This window comes from Bacillus aquiflavi (assembly GCF_019915265.1).
GTDB lineage: Bacteria > Bacillota > Bacilli > Bacillales > Cytobacillaceae > Bacillus_BT > Bacillus_BT aquiflavi.
In genome coordinates this window covers 1,953,450-1,979,460 of sequence record NZ_CP082780.1, presented here as the reverse complement: position 1 = coordinate 1,979,460, position 26,011 = coordinate 1,953,450, and the positions used below count along the sequence as shown (strand labels likewise).

General features: G+C 33.5%; 19 protein-coding genes, 1 pseudogene and 2 other annotated features. Of the genes and pseudogenes, 10 read left to right on the top strand and 10 right to left on the bottom strand.

The features are described 5' to 3' along the window. Positions 1–330 precede the first annotated feature (330 nt). A complete protein-coding gene (locus K6959_RS09460; protein ID WP_223086346.1) occupies positions 331–2,517 on the bottom strand; it encodes a type IA DNA topoisomerase in 2,187 nt (728 codons plus the stop codon). A gap of 639 nt (positions 2,518–3,156) precedes the next feature. On the opposite strand from K6959_RS09460, the gene K6959_RS09455 reads away from it, so the two are divergent. After that, positions 3,157–4,305, top strand: a complete 1,149-nt coding sequence (locus K6959_RS09455; protein WP_223086344.1) for a YecA family protein — start codon at positions 3,157–3,159, stop codon at positions 4,303–4,305. 292 nt (positions 4,306–4,597) lie between these two features. Here the strand turns inward: K6959_RS09455 and K6959_RS09450 are convergent, their stop codons facing one another. After that, positions 4,598–7,561 (bottom strand): Tn3 family transposase, encoded by a 2,964-nt coding sequence (locus K6959_RS09450; protein ID WP_223086342.1) that lies wholly within the window; start codon positions 7,559–7,561, stop codon positions 4,598–4,600. 147 nt (positions 7,562–7,708) lie between these two features. Between K6959_RS09450 and K6959_RS09445 the strand changes: the two genes are divergently transcribed. Beyond that, positions 7,709–8,284 carry a recombinase family protein gene (locus K6959_RS09445; RefSeq protein ID WP_163240031.1) on the top strand — a complete coding sequence of 192 codons (576 nt, stop codon included), beginning with the start codon at positions 7,709–7,711 and terminating at the stop codon, positions 8,282–8,284. 210 nt (positions 8,285–8,494) lie between these two features. Further along, positions 8,495–8,719: a binding site (T-box leader), on the top strand. A gap of 42 nt (positions 8,720–8,761) precedes the next feature. Further along, positions 8,762–8,986 (top strand) — a binding site (T-box leader). Positions 8,987–9,037: 51 nt separating this feature from the next. Further along, entirely contained in the window at positions 9,038–10,966 is a 1,929-nt protein-coding gene (thrS, locus tag K6959_RS09440; protein ID WP_223086341.1) for a threonine--tRNA ligase, read from the top strand. Positions 10,967–10,981: 15 nt separating this feature from the next. Here thrS and K6959_RS09435 read toward each other — a convergent pair. The 6 genes and pseudogenes from K6959_RS09435 to K6959_RS09405 form a co-directional block, all read right to left on the bottom strand. Continuing rightward, positions 10,982–11,982 (bottom strand): IS630 family transposase gene (locus K6959_RS09435; protein WP_258561152.1). Its coding sequence is split into 2 segments (ribosomal slippage): positions 10,982–11,521 and positions 11,524–11,982, totalling 999 coding nucleotides; the frame shifts between segments, so codons are not numbered across the junction. Between the two features lie 727 nt (positions 11,983–12,709). Continuing rightward, positions 12,710–13,537, bottom strand: a pseudogene (locus tag K6959_RS19120) (multinuclear nonheme iron-dependent oxidase). Then, positions 13,527–14,630, bottom strand: a complete 1,104-nt coding sequence (locus K6959_RS09420; RefSeq protein ID WP_223086337.1) for a hypothetical protein — start codon at positions 14,628–14,630, stop codon at positions 13,527–13,529. Before K6959_RS09420 ends, K6959_RS19120 begins: the two are co-directional and overlap by 11 nt. A 21-nt stretch (positions 14,631–14,651) precedes the next feature. Beyond that, positions 14,652–15,053 (bottom strand): hypothetical protein, encoded by a 402-nt coding sequence (locus tag K6959_RS09415; protein WP_223086336.1) that lies wholly within the window; start codon positions 15,051–15,053, stop codon positions 14,652–14,654. A gap of 262 nt (positions 15,054–15,315) precedes the next feature. Beyond that, positions 15,316–15,822 carry a hypothetical protein gene (locus K6959_RS09410; RefSeq protein ID WP_223086334.1) on the bottom strand — a complete coding sequence of 169 codons (507 nt, stop codon included), beginning with the start codon at positions 15,820–15,822 and terminating at the stop codon, positions 15,316–15,318. Between the two features lie 823 nt (positions 15,823–16,645). Continuing rightward, entirely contained in the window at positions 16,646–17,629 is a 984-nt protein-coding gene (locus K6959_RS09405; protein WP_223086333.1) for a 3-oxoacyl-[acyl-carrier-protein] synthase III C-terminal domain-containing protein, read from the bottom strand. Positions 17,630–18,351: 722 nt separating this feature from the next. On the opposite strand from K6959_RS09405, the gene K6959_RS09400 reads away from it, so the two are divergent. From K6959_RS09400 to mntR, 6 genes are all read left to right on the top strand, one after another. Beyond that, on the top strand, positions 18,352–18,780 hold the full coding sequence (locus K6959_RS09400) for a GNAT family N-acetyltransferase (RefSeq protein ID WP_163240044.1): 429 nt from the start codon (positions 18,352–18,354) through the stop codon (positions 18,778–18,780). Positions 18,781–19,023: 243 nt separating this feature from the next. Continuing rightward, complete coding sequence (locus K6959_RS09395; protein WP_223086331.1) at positions 19,024–19,998, top strand: ring-cleaving dioxygenase; 975 nt, start codon at positions 19,024–19,026, stop codon at positions 19,996–19,998. A gap of 353 nt (positions 19,999–20,351) precedes the next feature. Next, positions 20,352–20,921, top strand: coding sequence for an LOG family protein (locus K6959_RS09390; protein WP_163240048.1), 570 nt, complete (start codon positions 20,352–20,354; stop codon positions 20,919–20,921). Positions 20,922–21,186: 265 nt separating this feature from the next. After that, a complete protein-coding gene (locus tag K6959_RS09385; RefSeq protein ID WP_163240050.1) occupies positions 21,187–21,627 on the top strand; it encodes an NUDIX domain-containing protein in 441 nt (146 codons plus the stop codon). 90 nt (positions 21,628–21,717) lie between these two features. Then, on the top strand, positions 21,718–22,671 hold the full coding sequence (locus tag K6959_RS09380; protein WP_223086330.1) for a HEAT repeat domain-containing protein: 954 nt from the start codon (positions 21,718–21,720) through the stop codon (positions 22,669–22,671). 125 nt (positions 22,672–22,796) lie between these two features. After that, complete coding sequence (mntR, locus tag K6959_RS09375; RefSeq protein ID WP_163240054.1) at positions 22,797–23,216, top strand: transcriptional regulator MntR; 420 nt, start codon at positions 22,797–22,799, stop codon at positions 23,214–23,216. A gap of 62 nt (positions 23,217–23,278) precedes the next feature. On the opposite strand, the gene K6959_RS09370 is transcribed toward mntR, so the two are convergent. Further along, the gene (locus K6959_RS09370) at positions 23,279–23,482 is read right to left on the bottom strand and encodes a DUF3951 domain-containing protein (RefSeq protein ID WP_163240056.1); all 204 of its coding nucleotides are present in this window, start codon (positions 23,480–23,482) and stop codon (positions 23,279–23,281) included. 171 nt (positions 23,483–23,653) lie between these two features. On the opposite strand from K6959_RS09370, the gene K6959_RS09365 reads away from it, so the two are divergent. Further along, positions 23,654–24,337 carry a class I SAM-dependent methyltransferase gene (locus K6959_RS09365; RefSeq protein WP_163240058.1) on the top strand — a complete coding sequence of 228 codons (684 nt, stop codon included), beginning with the start codon at positions 23,654–23,656 and terminating at the stop codon, positions 24,335–24,337. A 327-nt stretch (positions 24,338–24,664) separates the two neighbouring features. Here K6959_RS09365 and metA read toward each other — a convergent pair whose 3' ends face one another. Continuing rightward, the gene (gene metA / locus K6959_RS09360) at positions 24,665–25,573 is read right to left on the bottom strand and encodes a homoserine O-acetyltransferase MetA (RefSeq protein ID WP_163243507.1); all 909 of its coding nucleotides are present in this window, start codon (positions 25,571–25,573) and stop codon (positions 24,665–24,667) included. Positions 25,574–26,011 lie beyond the last annotated feature (438 nt).

Below are 26,011 nucleotides of genomic sequence, written 5' to 3'. Positions count from 1 at the left end.
TGTGATATCTTTAATTGTATTCTTACGTATTTATTCAACCCAAGCCCCATAATTTACACCGCCCCATCAGGTAGGGTTTCGTCAGCCAAACTGTTAAGGTAAATTCTCGCACTTATTAGCGGAAGCTTATAGCACGCTATTTCTTACTAAATAGAGTGCTATTCGACGCAGGGGGAGCCCCTTTCACAGCGTTCCCTCTAATTAGAGAAACGTGGCTTTAGCTGAATAAGACTATACTACGAATTAGAACTTCCTGATCATTGGAAGTTCTAATTTTTTTAAAATCAACATGAAACTTTAACAGAGCCCTTATTTTAAATCGTGTTAATTTCAATTTCTTTTTTTTACTTCTTGCTTTTCAAGAAACTCCAGCTTCCAACTAAAATATTCGTTATCAGAATTTTTCTCATATCGTAAATATGCATCAAACTTATTGCCTTTTTTACTCGTTAGTCCTTTAACCAAAACGACTCCATTTTTTAAAAGGCTTTTTACCATTGTTTTTGTTGGTTTCTTTTTCATCGATGCTAAATATTTATCATTTTTCCAAATGACAAATTTACAGCCATTTTTCCAGTTGCTGCATCCAAAGCCTTTTTGCCCTTCAATAATTCCATGCCCGCAAAGAGGACACTTTCCAAGAACCTCAATGGTTTTCTTTTCATTTGATACTTCATTAATAATAATGTCTTTTTTATTTTTAATTGTTTTAACAGCATCTGTTGTAAAATCAAAAATTAAGTTCAAGAAACTTTCTTTATTAAGGTTTTGCTTTTCAATATCAAACAATGTTTTTTTCAATCTACCGGTAAATTCTAAATCAAATAATTCTTTTACCGGAAATGTTTCAACTAACTTTCTTCCCAGTACCGTACAAATTAAACTTTTATTTTGAGTAGTAATATAGCCGACATCTTTTAACTTTTTTATTGTTTCAGCTCTCGTAGCTGGAGTACCAATGCTATAACCACTTAAAATAGCAGCCATCATTTCTTCACTGTCTTCATCCTCTTTGCCTTTACCCTTGCCGCATGTTTCCATTACTCTTAATAATGTTTTTTCTGTATGGTGCTTTGGTGGTTTGGTCACATGAGAAGTCAATTTGTGGTCTACAATACTCACAATCTCATTTATATTAACTAAAGGTAGAATAGTATCCTTTGATTCGATTTTCTCAATCTTTTTCCATCCCTCAATGAGCTGTACTTTCCCTTTTGATGTAAACAGACCTTTTATTTCATCATGATTAACTTTGGTGATAATATTAGTTTCTTCATGCTCAGCAATAGGCATAAACTGCATAATAAAGCGATTTTTAATAGCATGATAAACAATTTCTTCATCCCCCGATAATGATTTTGGAAGTAAATATGTCGGAGTTATTGCACTGTGACTTTCTACTTTTGAATTATTAAAAAAACGTTTCTTTTTTGCAAATGTAATTTCATTTTCATATGGCAGTCCTTTTTTCAGATTATTGAGTACCTTAGCTGCTTTATCTACTAAACTTTCTTCCAATACTACACTAGCAGTACGTGGATACGTAATATATTTCTTTTCATAAAGAGATTGAGCCACTTTCAGGACTTTGTCAGAAGTCCAGCCTTTATATTTACTCGTTATAAAACCTTGTAAGTTCGACAAGTTAAATAAATATGGAGGATATTCTTTTTTTCGTTCAACTTTTTTGTCTAAGATTGTGGCTGTTTGATTACTTAGAGCTTGTTGGATGAATACCAAAGTTTCCTTATTCTTAAATTTATCTTTTTCATCTTCCACATATGTCCCTTCGTACTCATTACCATCTTTTGTTTTAAATGTGGTAGCTAATTTAAAATAATCTTCAGGTACAAAGTTTTCAATTTCCTTATCTCGATCATAAATAATTTTTAGCGTTGGAAGTAGCACTCTTCCAATGTTCAGTGCCTTTCCAGAACCCTTCTGAAACTTCAAGGTTGCCACAGAAGTTAAATTAATTCCAATTACCCAATCAGCCCACTGACGGCTAATACCAGCGTCTAGAAGAGGTCTCATTTCCGTATTTGGTTTTAAGTTTTGGAGTCCTTTTAACACTTCATCTGGCGTCCATTCGTTCAATAATAAGCGATAAACTTGTTTTTTTGTTTTTAGATTATAAATAATCGTATCCCCAATAACTTGTCCTTCACGATCATAATCACAAGCTGATATCACTGAATCTACATCATTTCGATTGATCAAGTGATATATGATTTTCAACTGCTTTTTAGCACCAAGATCTTCTTTTTCTTTATGACGAGGGTCACTTTTTATTTTATAGCGAAAATGGGAAGGGATAAAAGGGAAATTTTCCATTCTCCACTTTGCCATTCCCTCATCGTAATCCTTCACATCATAAAGTTGTAATAAATGTCCAAAAGCCCAAGTAACAATATAGTCTTTTCCTTCAAAATATCCATCTTTTCTATTCTTTATATTTAACGCATCCGCAATGTTTTTTGCGACGGATGGTTTTTCTGAAATAATGACACTAACCATTTTTATACCTCCATTTACCCTCTTTTTTAGTGAAGGAATTCTAAATTTTTTGCTTAGAAATGAAATAAATCCAAATAAAATTGGGGGCGTACAAGCTATATATATCAAAGGATTTTTTTAAACGCCTAAATATTTAACGGATACAATTGAACTCGCCCTATCGAAAGACTTTCGCTAAAACCCCTTTGTTGTAGGAAAATGGAATAGAGTCGACGAATAAGCCAGTCGCTAATTTGTCGTGTTTTCGCTTCAAAATAGAGGAGCAGGTCTTTTTTATTATCCTGAATGTTATTCAATTTTTTTCAAACTTCATCAATTTCTAATGAGTTAATCCAAAAAGAAAAGATATAGTACTACAAAGTCACGAATCAACCGAGAATAGAATCTTTAATTTAGTCCAATGATGAAAGAAGGTGTGTTTACTATTTCTCCTCCTTATTTTCTAGGGTATTTTATCACTTTTCATACGAATCTGTAGTTCCCAGTTTCCATATAGCTACCTCTAGTTTTTTTTTGACGAACGTACATTCTTTTCATTAGATTGGACGATTTGGTCAGGAAAGTCAATCAAATAGGTGAGGCTTACAAAACAAACTTAATTCATTATGTGAAATATTAAGAAACAATGATTTTGAGTTATTGGTTCGTAATGTCAAAGTAGATGTACGAAATGCAATTAACCACGGGGGTGTATTTTATAAAATTGTTAATGGTAGCCCTGTCATAGAATTTCAATATGTAAAAAATCGAAAGACTCAGATTTTACACATGCCCATATATGAATTTGATGAATTAATAGATAAGTCTTTTGCTGCTGCTGGTGCAATTATCTTAGGATTGGCAACATTTTTTAATAACCATAAAAATTTGTTCGAGGTTAATTTAAGTGAGAAACTATTTATTCCATTTTCCCTTTTAGCACTTGAGCTAAGTATTCCGGATGCTAGATGTCGTAGTATAAGTGATATTCCTAATAACAAACAAATCAACATTGACATGTATATAAAAAATACAGATAGAGGTTATATACATGAGATGGCTATCATGGTTTCATTAATGGTTTACGATAGATATAGTGATTATGATCAATATATGATTTTTTTTAGTAATGAGCGGCTACAATCTAGTTGGATACGATTTACAAATACGGAAGTAAGCCAAATGCTTTCAGATACTGAAAATTTCGATAGGGTATTGAAACAAGTCATAGATAGAGGGGATAGTGTGGTATGGAGTCCATCTACTGAAGAGATGGATTTGAATGAAATTAAATACTTCCGTTTTCCTAATTTTAAAAATGAGACATATTCAATTAATCATGTTGAAGATGCTAGTATTGAGGGCAGAAAAAGATTGAAAGCCCATTTATACATTGGAGATATAGATACTAGAGAAGAAATTATAAAAAATATTAGAGAAAGTATAGATTGGTTAAAACACTTAAAAAATGTGCCATCTCCAATTTTTCCTGTAAAAAATGGAAAAATGGAAGCCGACTCAGTTTATCTAAACGTCTATAGAAAAGATACTAGGAAAAATAAAGCCACAATACCAAGTAATAAAAACTTTGTATGTAAGGTTGATTATAATATTGATGGGAAAACAACGTTAAAACACGGGGGCATCGGTGGTAAGATTTGGAATCAATTAAGTAGAGAAACCATTGATAACCTGCTAATTGCTTGGAGCAGTTCTAGATATCGAAAAATAACAAAGAAGAAAATAGGTAGAAATGATGCATGCTCATGCGGAAGTGGGAAAAAAAATAAAAAAAGTTGCCTAATATAGAGGGTATTTCAAGAGAGAAGTTGTGTTTGAATCGCTCTTATTTCAGGCAATGGTTGATATGTTAACTGTTTTATGTACTTTTCCTGCTTGATAAAGAATTACTTAATGATTCCTATTGATATTATATCTAATCAGATACTCTTGTTCTGTCATAATTTCCATAATATCTCTTGGATCAATTTTTCCCTGTGGGTGTATATATGAAAAAAACTCGTATAGGGGTACCGTCAGGAAAATGCGGATTTACAACGTTAAGCCCATTTTCAAGACGATTCCCCTGTTTTTAACAACGTTAAGAAATTTTCAGTGGTCTTAAAGAATCTAACGAGACCATTTTCTCCAAATTAAAATGGTATTCTCCTAGTAAATTGATATGTTCCCAACCTAGTGGTGACATATGGTGCAATAATTCTTCATTAAAACGACCTGTCCGTTTTTGATATTCAACTGCTTTTGTTAGATGTAGGGTATTCCAGATACTGATGGCATTGATAATTATGTTTAAAGCACTGGCCCTTTGCATTTGATGCTGTATGGTTCGTTCCCTAAGCTCTCCTTGTTTTCCAAAGAAAATAGCTCTTGCCAGTCCATTCATGGCTTCTCCTTTATTCAATCCTTTTTGTATTTTTCTTCTTAATGATTCATCCGAAATGTAATTTAAAATAAAGATCGTTTTTTCTATTCGGCCCATCTCACGTAAGGCTGTAGCTAAGCTGTTTTTTCTTGAATAAGAACCCAGTTTACCCATAATAAGGGATGCTGAGACTGTTCCTTCTCTTATTGAATGAGCTAATCGCAAAACATCCTCATAATTTTCTTTAATGATCTTTGTATTTATTTGTCCACGTAAAATGGCTTCTAGTTTTGAATACTCACTTGCTTTATCTATTGTAAATAATTTTGAGTCCGAAAGATCTCTTATCCTTGGAGCAAATTTAAATCCTAATAAATGGGTCAATCCGAAAATTTGGTCTGTGTAACCAGCAGTGTCTGTATAATGCTCTTCTATGTTGAGATCCGTCTCATGATGCAACAAACCATCCAAAACATGAATCGCATCTCGTGAATTAGTATGAATAATCTTTGTGTAGTAAGAAGAAAATTGATCACTTGTAAATCGATAGATGGTGGCTCCTTTTCCAGTTCCGTAATGTGGATTTGCATCTGCATGTAGCGAAGAAACCCCTAACTGCATTCTCATTCCATCCGACGAAGATGTTGTGCCATCTCCCCAATAAGAAGATAATTGTAATTTGTGATGAAAATCCACTAATACTGCTTGGGCTTTATTCATTGCGTCTTCATACATGCGCCATTGAGACACATTGGCTAGTTGCTTATATGTAAGTCCGTGTGTGGCTTCAGCCATTTTACTCAATCCAATATTCATCCCCATTCCTAAAAGGGCAGCCATGATAATGATTGTTTCTTCTTTATCTGGTTTTCGATTATTAGAAGCATGAGTAAATTGCTCATGAAATCCGGTTATATGAGCAACATCCATAAGTAGATCGGTTAATTTTATTCTTGGCAACATCTGATAAAGGCTTGCACTAAATTTCTTTGCTTCTTCTGGAACATCTTTTTCTAATCGTGAAATTGATAGCTTTCCTTTTTCAAGAGAAACTCCATCTAACTTGTTGAAATTGGCAGATAACCACTTTAATCTTTCATTAAGGCTGCTGGTTCTCTCTATCATATAGTCTTCGAATGATAAACTAACTGATAACCTCGTATCTCCCTTCGTTTGATTCCATGTATCCTCTGAAAACAAATATTCCTCAAAATCTCTATATTCTCTACTGCCCGCAATGGAAACATCACCAGCCCGAACATGTTCCCTTAGTTCTGTTAAGACGGCCATTTCATAATAATGACGATTAATTGTACCGTCATCCTCATATAAGTGTTTTTTCCAACGTTTTGAGATAAAGTCTACAGGTGATTCATCGGGCACTTTTCGCTTCCCAGATTCATTCATTCCTCGGATAATCTCTACAGCTTGCAAAAGTGGTTCATTTGCCTTTGTAGAATGAAATTCCCATACCCTTAATAGCGTCGGCGTATATTTTCTAAGTGAATAAAATCGTTTTTGTAGTAAGTCTAAATAATCATAGTCAGCAGGACGTGCAAGCTCCTGAGCTTCTTCCACCGAAGAAACAAAAGAATTCCATTCAATAACGGATTCTAAAACCTCAAAAACGTCTAATTTTTCCACTTTTGCTTTGATTAAAGCTTGTCCGATGTTCGTAAAGTGTATAACTTTCTCATTCAGCTTTTTACCGTTTTGTTTCTGAATTTCCTCTTGAGCCTTACGGCCTTTTGATAACAGACTGAGTATTTGTCTGTCATGAATTTCAAAAGCTTTATCCGTTAACTCCTGAGTAAGATGTAATAAATAGACGGTTAATATCGAGTAACGTTTATTTTCTTGAAAGTCACGGAATGCATAAGGCTCATATCTTGAACCTAAGCGAGATAGCTGTAACAGGCGTTTGCGATGCAAATGACTAATTTTTACTGTTTCTAATTCCATTCCTCGTATGTATTCTAGTCGTTCTATTACTTTTAGAAATGTTTCGGGTGATGGATGACCCGGTGGTTCCTTTAACCAACCCAATATAGTTTTATTGGATTCGGATGAATGCTGCGAAGTAATGATCTCTTCAAGCTTTTCTTTTTGCTCATTTGTTAGAGATTGACTAACCGTATTAAATAGCTTCCTTTCAGCCATTGCCCTTGCCTCCCACACCATTCTTTCAAGTGTAGTGAAAGCAGGTAATATGATTTTGTTTTTTCTTAGAAAATCTATGCATTCATGTAATAGATGAATAGCATCACCATTTTCCAAAGCCAATTGATGAAGGTGCTTAAATGTCATTCGATATTCTTTTAGAGTAAAAGTTAGAAAGTCGTATTCACTACGAATTTCTTTCAAATGATCCCAAAGTGTATTTTCTCTTTGAGGATAAAGACTAAGCGAAGATGGAGTGGCACCGATTTGTTTCGATATATAATGTATGACTGAACCCGGGATGTTTTTGATATGAGTGTATGGCCAACCAGGATACCGAAGAACAGCTAATTGAACAGCGAACCCTAAACGGTTTTCTTCTCTCCTTCTCTTATTTATAATTTCTAAATCTCGTTTGGAAAAAGTGTAGTAGGTTCCTAGCACCCACTCATCTTCAGGAATTTGCATAAGAGCCTGTCGCTGTTCCGGTGTAAGCAATTCTCTACCTCTCGCAATTTTCATAAAGTATCATCTCATTTCTGTAATTATTCAGTTAATTAATTCAATTATATATCAATAGAGTGTACTCTATTGATACAAGTGTAGGAGACTGATAAAATCATAGTTAAGAGCGTCTCATAAGACTTGTCTCAAAAACGAGGTGATATTTTGCGGAAAATTGGTTATATACGTGTCAGTTCGACTAGCCAGAATCCTTCAAGGCAATTTCAACAACTGAACGAAATCGGCATGGATCTTATTTTTGAAGAAAAAGTTTCTGGTACTACAAAAGATCGTGAACAACTTCAAAAAATGTTAGGTAATTTACAAGAAGGTGATATCATTTATGTTACAGACTTAACTCGGATCACTCGAAGTACGCAGGATTTGTTTGAATTGATTGATTTAATACGAAGTAAAAAGGCAAGCTTAAAATCACTCAAGGATACATGGCTAGATTTATCAGAAGATAATCCATACAGTCAATTCTTAATTACGGTAATGGCTGGTGTTAACCAATTAGAGCGAGATCTTATTCGTATGCGTCAACGTGAAGGGATTGAGCTAGCAAAGAAAGAAGGAAAGTTTAAAGGCCGAATAAAGAAATATCATAAAAATCACGCAGGAATGAATTATGCAGTGAAGCTATATAAAGAAGGAGGTATGACTGTAAATCAAATTTGTGAAATTACAAATGTGTCTAGAGCTTCATTATATAGAAAGCTATCGGAAGAGAACAAATAATCATTCCTTATTCCATTGATATGAACGAAACTGTCAACCCACCGTACCCAAATGTTTTTAGATGGTGTTTCATTCAGCACTGAATAGAGTTATTCCTTGTCTTATAGGGCCCCTGTTTAATGAACAAAATTGTAAGAAGCCCAAAATAAGTGTTGCTATTTATAGAAATTTATTGTAGTATGTAAAATAATTAAATGAATTATTTGAATTTAAATAGCACTGATAAGGACATGAGTTACTTTTTACGGTTTCCAGAGAGGGAAGGAAAGCTGAAATCTTCCTAACGCAGGGAAGTATCTTACCGCCTTTGAGCTGTATTGGGGAATTAATTATCCAATACCGTTTATGCTACGTTACAGCACCAGAGCTGTAAGCTATCTTTTTAGCTTATGGGAAATTGGGTGGAACCACGAGTATAACGCACTCGTCCCTTATTGAGGGATGAGTGCGTTTTTTGTTTTAATCATAAAATATAAGATTAAAGCGATGAAAAGGACATGAATTATTTTTACGGTTTTCAGAGAGGGAAGGATAAGCTGTGATCTTCCTAACTTAGGAAATAATTTACCACCTTGAAGCTGTATTGGTGAACAAAAGTATCCAATATCGTCTATGCTACGTTACGGCACCAGAGCCATAAGTTATTTTTTAGCTTATGGGAAATTGGGTGGAACCACGGGTTATAACGCACTCGTCCCTTGTTAAGGGATGAGTGTGTTTTTTTTTTATTACTTTAAAGGAGTGTTTATAGTTATGAGTGAACAATTAATTAAAATTCAATTTCTAGATGGGAAAATAAAAGAATTCCCGAAAGGCATTACAGTGGAAAGTGTAGCAGAGTCCATTAGTTCAAGTCTAAGAAAGAATGCAGTTGTAGGGAAAGCAGATGAACAACTGGTTGATTTAAACTATAAGCTAGAAAAAAATGCGAAACTCTCTATTTTAACTCTAGATTCAGAAGAAGGATTGCAAGTGTTAAGGCATTCATCAGCGCATGTATTGGCACAGGCGGTGAAAAGACTTTACGGTAATGCGAAATTGGGTATAGGACCAGTCATTGAAGATGGGTTTTACTATGATTTGAAACTAGAACATAGTTTAACTTCCGAGGGCTTACTTGCTATTGAAAAAGAAATGGAAAACATTATAAACGAAAATCTAGAAATCAAACGATTTGAAGTTTCTTATGAAGAAGCTGAAAAGTTATTTGAAGAAAAAGCTGAACCATTCAAGTTAGAAATATTAAAAGACATTCCTAAAAGTGAAAAAATAAGTCTATATCAACAAGGTGAGTTTATTGATCTTTGCCGTGGTCCTCACCTTCCATCTACTGGCTTAATAAAAGCATTCAAATTAAATCGTGTATCAGGAGCTTATTGGCGAGGTGATAGTCAAAACGAAGTTCTTCAACGAGTTTATGGAGTGGCTTTTAAAAAGAAAAAAGATTTAATTGAGCACATAAATTTCTTAGAAGAAGCAGCAAAAAGAGATCACCGTAAGTTAGGGAAACAATTAGAGTTATTTATGTTTTCCGAAGAAGCACCAGGAATGCCGTTTTATTTACCGAAGGGACAAATTATAAGAAACGAGTTAGAAAACTTTTCTCGTCAGCTTCAAAGTGATGCCTATTATGATGAGGTTCGTACTCCATTTATGATGAATCAAAGATTATGGGAGAAATCAGGTCATTGGGACCATTATCATGAACATATGTACTTTTCCGAAGTGGAGCATACAAAATTTGCTATGAAACCAATGAATTGTCCTGGACACATGTTAATTTTTAAAAACAACCATTACTCCTATCGAGATTTACCTATTCGTATTGCAGAGTTCGGGCAAGTTCATCGTCATGAATACAGTGGTGCATTAAATGGACTGCTTCGGGTTCGTACATTTTGCCAAGATGATGCTCACATCTTTGTTCGTAAGGATCAAATTGAGAGTGAAATTAAGCAGGTCTTTCACCTAATTGATCAATTGTATAGCACTTTTGGTTTCGATTACTCAGTGGAGCTTTCAACTCGTCCAGAAGATTCATTAGGTGATGATAATCTTTGGGAGCTTTCTGAAGGAGCGTTAAAAAATGTACTTGATGATTTAGGAATTAACTATCAGTTAAATGAGGGCGATGGAGCGTTTTATGGGCCAAAAATTGATTTTCATATAAAAGATGCATTAAAACGGAGTCATCAATGTGCAACAATACAACTTGATTTTCAAAAGCCCGAAAAATTTGATTTGACTTATATCAATGAAAATAACGAAAAGGTTCGACCAGTTGTTATCCATCGTGCTATTTTTGGATCAATTGATCGTTTCTTTGGTATTTTAATCGAACATTTTGCAGGAGCTTTTCCTGTTTGGCTTGCACCGACACAAGTACAAATTATCCCTGTCTCACAAGTTCACTTGGATTACTCTTTAAAGATTCAATCGGAACTGAAACAATTAGGGGTAAGAGTGAAAATTGACGAAAGTAATGAAAAACTAGGGTACAAAATTAGAGAAGCACAGATGCAAAAGATCCCATATATGCTGGTGCTAGGGGATAATGAAGTGAAAGAAGAAGCAGTAAATGTTAGAAAATACGGACATCAACAATCAGAAAGTGTCCTATTTGAGAATTTTAAAAAGAAAATTGTACAAAAAATAAAAGATCGTAGTATCTATATAAGTTGAATTTATGATTCTAACTCACAGCCGTACACAAAGCCGATCAATGATTGCTTGCGGATGTTGATTAATATCATTGATAAACACTCTGACTTTCAGTGCTATTTTCTGAACGTTTGGGAAGTAGACATTATTAATCACGGATTCTTTTAGCCATTTCCATAATCCTTCAATCAGATTGAGTTTGGGGCTGTATGGAGGTAGGAATACGAGTTCAAGCCGATCTTTATTTTCCTTCAGGAAGGGACGGAGAAGCTTGGCATGATGAATACGGGCATTATCTAAAATCATAACGATCTTGCCTAAAGGATAATGCTTCAAGATTTTCTTTAAAAATTCAAGAAAAGCAACGGCGTCATATTTTTCTTCCTCTGTACAGACTACTTCACCTGTTTCATAATTCAATGTGCCGATTAGTTTCATACCCCTGTGTTGTCCGTACGTCGGGATGTTTCGCTGCTTTCCTTTGATAAACCATGTACACTGAATAGCCTGATAGTCACGGATCATGGATTCATCTTCAAAAAGGATATGGTCTATTTCTTCGTTTAAAAGCTTTTTTTTAGAGAGGGGAAGGTCCCTTCAACAAATTTTTTCTGTTTTTCAGAATCTGCTGTTTCTAATGTATAAGTTGGGCGAGTGTAGCTTAAACCAAGCGCATGTAAAACATTGGACATCCCACGTAGACTGTAGTCAATGTCCCATTCGTGTTTCACATATTCGGAAGCAAGTGCCAAAGTCCAGTTGTACCTTGCTGTAAAACCGACATCTGCGGGAACTTTCGTTGATATAACTTCAACTAGAGCATTTTCCTGTTCTTTTGATAATTTACAAGGTCTACCAGGAGAATGCCCCAGTTCAAGTCCTTCAAGTGAATTTCCCTTGTATGACTTGATATATATACCGACAGTTTGCCGACGTCGATTAATAATTTCAGCAATTTCTTGTCTTTCATAGCCAATTAAATTCAGATAAACAGCTTGATAACGTTCATAAAGACGGGGATTCTTTGCGTTCTTCATCGCTTCCCGTAGTACCTCGATCTGACTTTGAACGTTCACGGTTCACCAGCCCTTTCGTGGTATTTTATAATTCTATACCCGTTTTTCGATTGGTCGAACCTTTTATTCAACTTATATAGAAAGAAGATGATTATTTAAGAAATACAGGGGTTGATTAAATTTAGTTATTCCAGGATGGGAGCATATCTAAAGTACCTCCATCAAAAAGATTGATGGAATGCACTTTTTATCATCGTACACAAGTATATCAAGATAATTAGTTATATTTATTAAGGACTTGACATGGAGTATCAGTAGGTAGGATTGGTCTTAAAGGATGAAGCTGTCGTTTTCAGAGGCAACCAATAATAACATACGGCTCCCCTACGCAAGTACAATTTTTCTATATAATACGAATACTTAGAATCGAGCATTACAGTCAATTGCAAGCAACACTTCACTTTGGCTCTACTCTAAAGCCGTTAGAGTTGCTCTACATAGAAAGTAGTTCTAATTCAAAAGAAAAAAAAATCTATATATTGAAAACTATTGAATATATTTTTTCGAGGTTATAATTCAGACATTTTGTATCAAAAAATACGATAAATACGGTGAAAAAAAATTCTGTATGTAGCTAAAGTTTGTTGAATAAATAAAAAACCCATCTCTAACTTATATTACTAGGAGATTGGGATTTTTATATTGAAATATTCTTAACGTTGTAAATACTGTTTGCTGGCAGAGCACCTTATAGCAATACACTAGTGTTAACTGCTTCTTTTATTTTAGCTATTTCATTTGATATATCATTAAAATTAAAAACATTAAAATCTCTTTCTAATAAAACATATTTAGCATTTGTTTGCGGTAAAATTTCTCTAAGTATTGCAAAGATATTTTCATCTATATCACTTAAGTGAGAATCTTGCAACCTGTTATTTTCCATTATTTCATAACCAGATAAATGTATACATTCTACTTTATGTAGTGGAAAGCCTTTAATATAGGAAAAGAAATCAATGTTATTGTTTTTTGAGGTAACCTACATATTAGTAATATCCAACATTATCCCAACATTAGATCCAAGATTCTGAAAAACAGAATGCCAAAAATCTGATTCTCTCATCGTACTATCCTTTCTTAAATTATTTTGAGTTATATTTTCAATTAATACAGGAGTATCACTAAATTTATGTTCTAATTGAGCAATATTTTTTTGGACTACTCTGATGTTTTCTTCATTGTAAATCAATTGGTTTACTGATGATAAGTAATTACCTAGAATATGAGAAAATGCCATGTGATCGGAAAAATATACTGAGTCACAATAATAATTAACAAAAAAGTATTTATCTGTTTCATCTTTATGTATTCCTTCAACAGAACCTATATTTGAACGGAGTGAATGAATACTCAAGTCAATATTCTTTTCTTCGCAACTCTTTTTAATTAATTTAATTTCCTCAACATCAGTTATATCAGGCATTATTTCAATTATATCTACGATGTCTAGTATTTGGTTTAAGTACTTCTCATGTAACCAATTTCTATAACATAAACCTATCTTAATATTCATGTTCATGTGCTTTCTCCTTTTTTACGGAATAGATTAAAACTGCTAGGGCATTTAAACCTAAAGTAATTTCTGGTGTATGTTTCGTACTAAATGATAATAAAGTAAAAGCAAAAATCATGAATGAAGGTGTCACCTTAAATAACTGTAATAGATACTTTTTATCTGCGTGAGAATTTAATTTTAAGAAAACTGCACGAATATCTATAGAAATACTTATGCTTAAAATAAAAATAAGGTTTATTAGAAAAAAGGATAAGAAGATAAAGTTAAAATAGAAACTAACAAAAAAAAAAAATAAAAAAAAAAAATAAAAATATAAATCGTACTTTTTTAAGAGAAATTGAGGTTTTTTCTTAATAATAGATAAAAAACTAATTGAAAAAATTCCCGGTAGAAGAAATATTATAAAAGAGTACCTCAATAAGTTTTCCTTTTCTAAAACATCAACAAATACCGGAATCCAATAAACAGTGATTGAACCTAACAATGCTAGAATTAGTAAATACTGTTTGTCAGCTAATTTGTTTTTCTTGATATAATCTAGTTCAAAAACTTCATTCTCTTTTTCTTTTAAATTTTTATTAGGAATTTTGAATAGTGAGGAAAATAATAATATGAAAATTATAAAAAGCGCAAAGGCCTCTATACTTAAGTTATAGAATATTGCTCCCATAGAAAAGCCTAAGAGTTTAGAAAGATTATTAAGTACTGTGATATTTGTTAAACCCATTTTATAATTATTAGATGTATTCAAAATATTAGATTCTAACTTTAATAATAAATTAGAAAATAAAAATGTTATAAATGTAAAATGAACGATTAAATGCACCACATCATTATTAAACTCAACTATGATTAGAAGTAATAATAAAAATGAACCACCGAAACTAATACTCTTTATACTAGCGTTTGATATTATTTTTAAATATGAAACTTCGATAAAGACAATAAATTCTACTACTAAGCTTAGAAGTAAAATCAAAAAAATATTTATTTCACTAAGTAATATTATTTTTGTGGTAGCGTATGAATAGGCTAGTCCTTTTGTTAAAATACAAACTAAGTAATATATGTATAGCCATTTAAATTTCATATAATAATCTGACATCCCTACTTAGTGAAAACTCCTTTGCCTCCGAATTCTTATTAAAAAAATATATTTTTTACAGTTATTATCTTCAATGTAGTAAAAATAAAAACCTTCTCTATGTTTTAAGTATATTAACAAACCTTCTTTATCATTTAAAAATTGCGATACAAAAAAATCCAAAAGTTCTTCCAAGCAATCTGGATATTCATGTCTAGACTGCAAATATAAAATAATACCCAGATAGAAATACCTATCTTGTTTACAATTATTATTATAATAGATATAAAATATATATTTTAATAACTTTTTGGAAATACCCCTAAAAAAAATATGATTCGCTTCTAAGGGATATCTAAATTTCTCTATATGATTCATTACATAATGATTAAAGATATACTTTTTGTCATTAACTTGCAATATATCCATTTTGTTCTCCTCCTAAAGAGAACTTTATAAGGAATGATGAATAAAGGACATCAAACCTTATAAAGTTTTATTGCCTATTAGTCAAAGTCATAGCAAGTTTCTACAGCAAGTTTCTTTTCTTCTTTTGCAAATGATTTTACTAACATTCTATCACCCCCCTGCTTTTTTCCAAATATATCATATATACATAATTAAATGAATAGTCAGAAAATAATATTTATCTAAAATGTATCATGTCTTTAGTATCATTAATTCGTTTGTTCTAGTTGTATTTGATTGAGTAAGAATGATTAACCAAAACAAATATACTTAACGTTGTAAATCCGCATTTTCCTGACGGTACCCCGTATATGCCGTCCTTAAGAATATAAAGTGAGTACTGAATTACCCATTTCTTTACCTTAGCTTCAATTGTCTTACTAGGTAAGTACTCTAAAGGGTCTTTCGTAATTCCATAATCATTATCCTCATATTCAACCTCAAATGTGAACCATTTATAGTAATTCAAAGGTTGCTTAAATTTTATTACATGATGTTTTTTGTTTTTTTCTTTAACCCAATCTTGCTCAATCTTTTCATCCTGCAAAAAATTCGCCAAATCCCAAAGTATCTCCGGTCTATCCTTAGTATAACCGCCGTATGTGAGTATATTTTCATGATGAAAAAATCCATTAACTTGAAAGTCATCATAAAGTTTTCGAATTACACGATTTCTATATTCATCTTCCTCACTTAAATAAAAACCATTAGTTTTCTTACCTATGTCCAATTTATTCCCTTTAAATAAAATGCACTTTTTGTCAATATTAATTTGAATAAATAAGTCCGTAATTGGGTTTCTTGTGATACAGTATCCTGTAGGTTAATTATTCCTTTCTCTTTAATTGACTGGCAATTATCAATACTGGTAGTACTATGGAGGCTAACTAATTCTACGTCCTTGTCCAACAGCTTTTCATCTTCAATATTAAAAGCTTCAGAAATCCATTACATCTGTGCTTTCAAAAACAAACTCTTGTATTTCTTCTTTAGTTAAATCTAAAAATTCTGCTAGAGACCTAATGTTGCTATTATAATCAGTCATATCAAATATCAAACTTGAACACCCTCCAAATTCTAGGTGAAGAAATGATCTTCTAAGAACCTTTCATTTGTTCGACTCTTTCTCGTTAAAAGCCAATCATACGTATAGTCCCTTTCTCTTATCTAATAAGGATTAATACACCTTTTACTCAAGATTGGATATTGCTTGACTCTTGTCATCCACATAATAAAATTAATGATTTTCCCATTTGTTGGTCAACTTCCTTAATTAAATTATTTCACATTTTGTTTATATCAGATAAGCGTCAAACAATATCACGTATTAGCAAATACGTCTATTATTTGGCGCTTTTACTATTAGGAGTTATTAATTGATTTACTAAAAATATTATCATATGTACATTACTAAAGATCATACTTTCGAGATAAAGACTAATGCTTATGCTTATGCATGATTAAGAGCATTGAGGTTTTTAGCTATCAACATTATATCACCAATTTTTTTTCCTCATATTATTTCAGTTTGAATATTTCATTTTTTGAATAAATTAATATCGCCAGAGCAATGTACCTGTTTGGTAACCAGAGCCTAAAGTCCAAAATACGATGTAATCTCCACGTTGAATTTGTTTAGCTTCAATAGCGGTATATAGTGCGAGAAACGGACTGCTAGTTCCTGTGTAACCATACTGATCTCCAATGTAAACGATCTGCTTGTCTTGTAAATGAAGGCTTTCTTGAATTAATTTAATATTGGCTAAAGTAAATTGAGATAAACAAAATGCCTTAATGTCATCAAGTAATAGGCCATGCTTGTTTAACATAGCTCGAATTGATTTCTCTGCAAACTTTAAACTGTCTCTACCGCTAAAGTGTCCCCAGTATAAATAATCATGCTCAGCTTGTTGTCGCAGAGATTTAGCCATGCCATGTGCAGGATAGACGATCTCCTCTTTAAAATCTCCATTTGTTTCATAAGCAACATCTATCATCCCGCTAAGGCATGAGATATCTTTCTCAATAATCATTGCAACTGCGGCATCTCCAAAAATTGAATAAGTTATTAAATGTTCAGGATATGCTAACAGATTAAGGAAGTCAGAACCGATAATCATTGCTCTTTTCATTTTTGGGTTCGTTTGCAAGGTTCTAGTTGCTTGTTCAAGAGCAATGAACATACCTATACAGTTCCCATTCAAGTCAAAACAAAGGGTATCTTCTTTCCCTTCAATTGCTTTTTGAATCATCAATGCATTAGTTGGAGATAAATATTCTGGAGTTGAAGAGGTGAAAATAATTAAATCGATGTCTTTTGCCATAATATGAGCAGCTGATAAGGCTTTTTTAGCGGCTTTAATAGCCATTGTTAAGCTATTTTCTCCTGTGTTTTCAATAATATAGCGTGTTTTCCGGCCGGTTTTTTCAAGTACTGGTGTTACATTTTTCCCTTTTTGGCTAAAGTGCTCAATATAATAATTGTTGTCTCGTTTAGTAGAAGGATGATAAACTGAAATTTGCTCAATCTTGAACATAAAAAAACACCTCCGAATTATTCGTGAATAAAATATTCTTCTATACTTTAAAACAAAAAAAGTAAAAAAACCATATTTAAGCAAAAATATTTTAAATTTACAGTTTGATTTAGTTAATTCGTCTATTAAATTCTTTCTTTTAAAATTTTTTATAAACGTTTTCATAGTTCTATCGTTCTACTTATTTTTAATAAAATGAGAAAAATTATGCTTAGCTTGATTATTTATGAATAGATAGGGAGGATTTTTCTGGTGAAAACAATAGTTGTTATTTGTAGGTGTTTGAGAAAAAATCTTATAATCGTACCATTGGTATATGGTTAAATAATGTTATCGTCCGAATTGCCACCGATTTCTAATAAATAAAAAAAGATCTTTTATCTTAATTAAGCGAAATGTAACAGAATCCTCTGTATTCCTCTGTTTTTAATAGAAAACAAGTTGACTTAATTCAAGTAAGCTCAGGGGGGATTTGGCACTGCTTTTTCTGAAATGAAAATTACATAAAGATTTATAGCAATTTATTGATTGGATCAATCATACTTTAAAAAATCATAAAGATAAAATGACAGCTATTTAAATGACTTCTCCATTTGTTGCTCAACCTCCTTATATATTAATTTTTATAAAGTAAGCTTCTTAAGTTGAAACTCTATGATTTTATAATCAAGGGGTTTCCTTTATTTTTAAAAAATATTATGATCAAAAACGGAGGTGTTATCATGAAAGATTCTTATATTGTGTCATCAGATAAAAAACAGTTAAATATAGACGTGATCCATCACTTTCTTTGTTTTCATTCTTATTGGGCTAAAGGAATAACAAAGGAAATCGTCCAAAAGTCTATTGATCATAGTGCTCTATGTTTTGGTGTTTATAAAGTTAGTGATGATCAATTAGAACAAATTGGGTTTGCTAGAGTTATTTCTGATTTATCTACGTTTGCATATTTAGCTGATGTATTCATCCTACCAGATTATAGAGGAATAGGATTGTCTAAAAAGTTGATAAAAAATATTATTGAACATCCGGAGTTAAATCATATTAGAAGAGCGATGTTAGCTACGAAAGATGCTCATCAATTATATGAAAAATTTGGATTCAAGCAAATTTCTGATACTAATTTATTTATGGAACTTAAAAAAAACTAAACAAATCTACAGCGTAGCTAGCACTCCTAGTTATGCTGTCTTCCTCTTAGTTTCAATTCCTCGGTTTTCCTTTTAGGGTTATTTAATAGTTTTATTCATCGATTAGATATTACTCAGGACATCATTTGAAAATTGTATACATCATCCCTCGTTTATTTAAGCAATGAATATTTCTGTTTATGTATTAATATACATCGTACGGTTAGGTGAATATGCCATTAAAAAAGATAGGAGGTAATCGATGTGGAATTAAAAGGTATTCATCACGTATCAGCATTAACGGCAAAAGCTGATGAAAATTATCATTTTTTTACTAATGTCTTAGGTCTTCGATTAGTAAAAAAATCTGTCAGTCAAGAAGACTCTTCTGTCTATCATTTGTTTTATGGTGATAGGAAAGGTAGTCCTGGCACAGAATTAACATTTATTGAATATCCGCTGGCTCCACAAAATGACGAAGGCACGAATAGCATTTCTGCTATTTCGCTTCGTGTACCAAATGATCAGGCTTTAGTTTATTGGAAACAACGCTTCGAAAAATTAAAAATTGCGCATGAAGAGATTAAAAATCGGGCAGGTCGATCAACTTTAGCCTTTAAAGATTTTGAAGGTCAGCGCTTAATTTTAGTGTCAGATGAAAAAAATGAGGGAGTTCAAGGTGGAATTCCGTGGGAAAAGAGCTCTATTCCGAAAGAATATGGAATCATTGGATTAGGACCTGTTAAATTAACTGTACGCGATGCGGAGCTTACTGCAGGTCTTTTAACAGATGTAATGGGCTTTCGCAAAAAAGGACAATATTCATCTGAATCAGGCAGTCAACCTGATATTTTAGTGTTTGAAACTGGTGACGGAGGAACAGGTGCTGAAATTCATCTAGAAAAAAGAACGGATCTTCCGCTTGAACGCCCTGGACGTGGCAGTGTACATCATGTTGCATTTCGTGTCGAAACTGAAGACGAATTACATGAGTGGACGAATCGAATAAATGTAGCAAAGATTGAGAACACTGGAATAATTGATCGTTTTTACTTTCATTCACTTTATTTCAGAGAACCAAACGGGATTCTGTTTGAAATATCGAACGATGGTCCAGGATTTGAAGTAGATGAACATATAAATCATTTAGGTGAAACACTTTCATTGCCTCCATTTCTCGAACCGAAACGAGAACAAATAGAAGCAAAATTAAAACCATTAAATACAAAGGCGGAATAAGGGGCTAATTTGAAATGCCCCTCCAGACTGTTGACAAACGCCCGCATTTTTTGTAGCTTGCACTTTTGCAGGCTTATGAACACGTTATGTTCTACTCGTTTCCGCTTCATGCTGCGAGCGAGTCTCGAATTTTCAATCAGTATTTAGGAAATTTCTCTTTCTTCTTGATGGATCAGGTAAAACCTCGAAAAAAATTCTGAATGAATATAGAATTTTCTTCCGCAATTGGATGAGCCCCCAGACAGTGACTAAACAAAAAGAAACGGTGAAAGCAAAATGTAAAAAACCCACTTTTAGGTTATCGCAAAAACATATATAATAGTTAAATGAATCTTTTTCGTGGAGGTATGATTGTGAAACGATTAGCGGTTTTTTGTGGTTCAAGTAATGGAGCGACAGAAGCGTATAAAGAGGGTGCTGTTCAGTTAGGAAAACAATTGGCGGAGCGTAATATTACGTTAGTTTATGGCGGTGCTAGTGTAGGGATGATGGGGACAGTGGCTGATACGGTGTTAAAGGAAGGCGGAAACGTAATCGGGGTAATTCCTAAACTGTTAGAGGAACGTGAAATTGCTCATCAACATTTGACCGAGTTACATACAGTAAATACAATGCATGAAAGAAAAGCAAAAATGGCAGATTTAGCAGATGGATTTATTGCATTACCTGGTGGTCCAGGAACATTAGAAGAATTTTTTGAAATTTTTACATGGGCACAAATCGGTTTACATAAAAAGCCGCTAGGGCTTCTTAATATTAATAATTATTATCATCCACTTATTCATATGTTGGACCATATGGTTGAACAGCAGTTTTTACAAGAAAAATATCGCTCTTTAGCTATTCTAGATTCGAATCCTAAAACATTAATAGATAAATTTAGCATATATGAGCCGCCAGCTGTTAAATCTTATATGAAATAAAATGGCAGTTTGCAAGTCTCATCATTGTTATTTATTTCCTTTGAAATTATTTATCGTTTAATGTATGATATACAATAATGAACTGGAAAACTGTGGCTAGGGTTCCGCCATCTATGAATGGGACTGTGACCGAGGGCTACATCTTTTACACTATGTAAAAGGCACCTATTGACATAAAAGGTCCGAGGGGAAAGGTTCAGCGTATTTATGATGCGCTGATGTCTATCCCTCGGATTTTTTTATTTTTTAAAGGGGGTAATGATGGATGGTCAAGATTGATGAAATTAGACCAGGTGTTGCTGTCATCATGATCGATAAAGAGGAGACAGTGTTATTACAAAAACGTTCAGATGTAGGTTTATGGGGAATTCCTTCGGGACATGTAGAGCCGGGGGAAACGATTGCACAAGCGGCAATACGGGAAATGAAAGAAGAATTAAACTTAAATATTCGCATTGTAAAACTAATTGGCGTCTATTCTGAGCCAAACTCACAAATTTTTAAATATCCAAATGGGAGAACTGTTCATTTTGTTACGACGTGTTTTTTAGCCGAAATAATAGGAGGGGAGCTAAAATGCAACAGTTCAGAATCACTAGATGTTAAATTTTTTCCGATAACAGACTTACCTTCAGACTTATTAAATATGCATCCGCGATGGTTAGAAGATGCACTAGCTAATAATGAGCGTTCTTTTATACGTTAAATAATAGATTCATAAAATTTTATAAGACAAGATCGTTGTTTTATGTTATGATCATTTCCTTAAATGGAATTTTGTGTAGGGGGAATGAAGATGAACGATTACAAGGAGTATGTTTGCGACTTGCTATACAGAATGACAATTAATACGGACGAGGAAGGAAGGGAGGTAAAGAATTCTAAGGAACAAGTTTCCTGGAAGGCGATGCGGGAAGCGGAACGGCTCGATCATTCCAGCTTGATTAGTGTAACTGCAGAGATGGTGAGGGAATCACAAGATGCTGAAACACGAAAAAATGCATGCTTTTTATTGAGCCAATTGGCAAAAAATACGGGAAATATGGTGGCTGTTCGTATCATGCTGGACGAATTTTTATTAACGACGGATATGCGCACCAAGTCTAGCATGTTAGGGTTCTTTACATACGTTCCGAAAATTCCGGATGCTGAACCGTTTCTCGCTTTGTCTAAATCGCAGAACAATGACATTCGGCAAAAAGCAATCCAAGTGCTGGCTCGTTGTCAGCCAGAGCATGTAAAGGAGCGGCTGCTTGAACTGATTCGCAATTCAAAAAATGATTGCGATAAGATCTATACGATCAGGACATTAAGTGAGCTTCGTATGGGTGAACTGCTTTCTGAAGTGTTAGGACATATTATCTCTACAAACGCAAAAGTCCGAAGTCTAGTGATTAGATTTGCTGGCGACTTTGGAAATGCAGCGCATATTCCTCTGTTTATCGAAGCGCTAAAAAATGATCGCTCGACAGAAGTTAAGTATCATGCAATGAAAGCAATCGACCGTTTGGGGGAGTTAACACATATCGACACCGTTCTCAAAAGGGTAAAGGCGATCATATCAAGAAAACAGAGAGGCGGTGGTGTGTTTTCAAAAAGCGAATTAATGTATGGGATTTCTTTTTTGTATCGAGTGGCGAGCGATCATGATGAAGTTAAAAAACTGTTGTATTCACTTCAAACATCAAAATCGGATCGATTGTTTGAACATGAAGCGGAGTGGCTTGCACAATTAGTTGAGAAGCGATAATCCTGAATTTAAAAGTTTCATGTTGGTACAAGTTATTGATAAATAACGAAAATGAACGTGATTGCCTTGTCCTTAGTACCATTATATAGTACACTTTTAATAATTATTGTTTTGGAGGGTAACGGATGCCTACACCAAGTATGGAAGATTATATTGAACAAATTTATTTATTAATTGAAGGAAAAGGCTATGCCCGTGTATCAGATATCGCGGAAGCGTTGTCAGTCCATCCCTCCTCAGTGACAAAGATGGTGCAGAAACTTGATAAGGACGAATATCTTATTTATGAAAAATACCGAGGCCTTGTCTTAACTCCAAAAGGTAAAAAGATCGGAAAGCGGTTAGTTTTTAGACATGAATTGCTTGAACAACTGCTAGAAATAATCGGTGTAAAAAAGGAAAATATTTATGACGATGTAGAGGGAATCGAGCACCATTTAAGCTGGGATGCTATTGATCGAATTGGCGATTTAGTGCAGTTTTTTGAAGAAGATCCTAAAAGGGTCGAAGCATTGCGTATGGTTCAAAAGCAAAATGAGGGGTAACGGTTTTTTTACATAGGTTTGTATGGAGTAAGGGCTTTTAAAAAATGGCCCTTACTCTTTTTTTATAGATCCCCTTGTTTATTTTGCTCTTCCTTCTCCTCTTTCTCTTCATGAAATTCAACGGTAGATTGTCCAGTAATGTGATCAAACGGTGTGTAATAGTTCACGATGCTTTTCTTTTTCACTAAAATATTAAAAATGACCATGCCGAAAAAAATTGTTATGATCGTCGGAAATAAGATGCTAATCACATAAATCCCCTTCATTCACATCACCTCATATCTTTGTTTCTCTTGTTAGCAAATTTCCCATGTTTGTATATCTGTTTTGTTAAAGAGCAGAATAAACGCTATTTTTAGTAACAAATAAACAGGAGATTGACTATTTAAGTCGAAATTTAAGTATTGTGAATATATAAGCTAAAGCAGGGTGAGAAAATGGGTCAATTTAATTGGTTAGAGGAAACTGCCAAACAATGGGATAAACAAGTAGATTCATGGAGTTCAAGAAGCAAGAATATGTGGGACAAGGGAAGCAGAAAGGATATTATCCCATTTATTGAGAAATATCTGAAAAGCGGTGCAAAGTTTTGTGATTTTGGTTGCGGGGATGGTTATGGCGCCTGGAAACTCGCGAAAGCAGGTTATCATATTACAGGAATCGATGTTTCCCGAGAAATGATTGAAAGAGCAAAAGAACGAGTGCAAGGTACATCAATTCACTTTGAAACGGGTAATATTTCTGCACTGCGTTTTTCAGACGATGAATTCGATGGGGTGATGGCGATCAATTCGCTTGAGTGGACTGAGTCTCCGCTAACTGTGTTAAATGAAATGAAACGGATTGTTAAGCCGGGAAAATTTGCAATTATCGGGATTTTAGGTCCAACTGCAGGTCCGCGTTTAAATAGCTTTCAACGTTTATATGGAAATAAAATTGTTTGCAACACAATGATGCCGTGGGAATTTGAAAAGCTAGCAGAAGAGAACGGTTGGGAAAAGATCGATGAATTCGGCGTTTATAAACAAGGTGTTGAAAGTGCGCAAGTTGAAACACTTACTAATGAATTAAAGCAAGCGTTATCCTTTATGTGGGTATTTGCTTTAAAAAATCGAAAATGAATGAACCAGAGGTCGGGACAGAACCATTTTAATCAAAGATAAATCCGAACAATGAGATAGTTAGTGCTTATATCCCGCTCCGGAAATATACTTCGCTTTCCGCGGGCAACGCCTCAACTTCCTCGGAAGCAAAAACCGCTTCCTGCGGGATTTTCAGCTGTTGCTTTTCCCGCAGGAGTCTACGTATATTTTCTCCGCTGAATGAGCATATCGTTCGTTTTTAGAGTTGATTGTTTTAGTTATGTCCCAGCCACTGGCTTTCTAAAAGATTATTTGGAAATGAGTATCAGTTAAAACCAACAAGAATACAAGTATTTCTCAATAAAATTAATCCCATTCGTAAGGTGTTTCTTGATAAACGTAATAATTTAGCCAGTTTGAAAATAATAAATGAGCATGAGAACGCCATTTGTTGATCGGCTTTTCTTTTGGATTATCATTGGGAAAATAATTTACCGGAATATTAATATCAAGTCCCTTGCTTTGATCACGTTGATATTCTTCCGCTAATGTTTCAGCACTATATTCAAGATGTCCTGTTATCATAAATTGTTTGCCATCTTTTGTGCCGATGATAAACGGGCCAGCTTCTTCTGAAGCGGATAACAACTTTAGCTGTTGACAGCGATGAATATCATCAATTGATACATCCGTATAACGGGAATGAGGAGCAAAAAATAGATCATCAAAACCGCGAAGCAGTTTTTCTTTTCGATCAAACACTTTATGTGTAAACACACCTGAGCATTTTTGCGGCAAAGGAAATTTCCCGATTCCATAATGATAATACAATGCTGCTTGAGCACCCCAACAAATATGCAGGGTTGATGTAACATTTGTTGTCGTCCATTTCATAATAGTCATTAATTCTTCCCAATAATTCACATCTTCAAAATTTAAATGCTCGATAGGTGCACCTGTAATAATCATGCCATCAAACTTCCGATCTTTTACGTCTGCATATGTTTTATAAAATTGCTCTAAATGATAGCGGCTCGTATTTTTTGATTCATGTGTAGCAGTTCGTAAAAAATTCACGTTTACTTGTAAAGGTGTATTGCCTAGTAAACGAAGGAGCTGTGTTTCTGTTTTTTCTTTTTCAGGCATTAAATTTAAAATTAAAATATTAAGTGGGCGAATGTCTTGCTGTTTTGCCCGATCTTCATCCATAATAAAAATATTTTCCTTTTCTAAAATTTCTCGAGCAGGCAATTGCTGCGGTATTTTAATTGGCAAGTGATCATCCCCCAGTTCGAAAATTCAATTATTTATATTATAATGACGTTCCTTTGCTATATCAACGTTTTAAACTAGATAATTAGAAACATCATAGATTCGTCTCATTATGAATGTTAAATTTTTTCAACTTTAATTCCATTAATTTATTTTTTTATGTTCTTCACTCACTATTCAAGTGTGGATTGTTAAAATTCATTGTTTTATTTGAGTTGTTCTCATTTTTTCTATAATGAGAGCTAAAACAACATGAGGTCGATTTATCATCATACTACTATTATTGGAGATAAGATTTTTGATATAAATGAGAGCACAAGGTGTAGATAAGGTGAATGGAAATACAATCATAAATCAAATTTTAATCTAATAAAAAACTCCCCTTATTTTAAATCCTCAATAGCTCCTCGTACGAAACTCAGATTTTTTATAGTAGTTTTT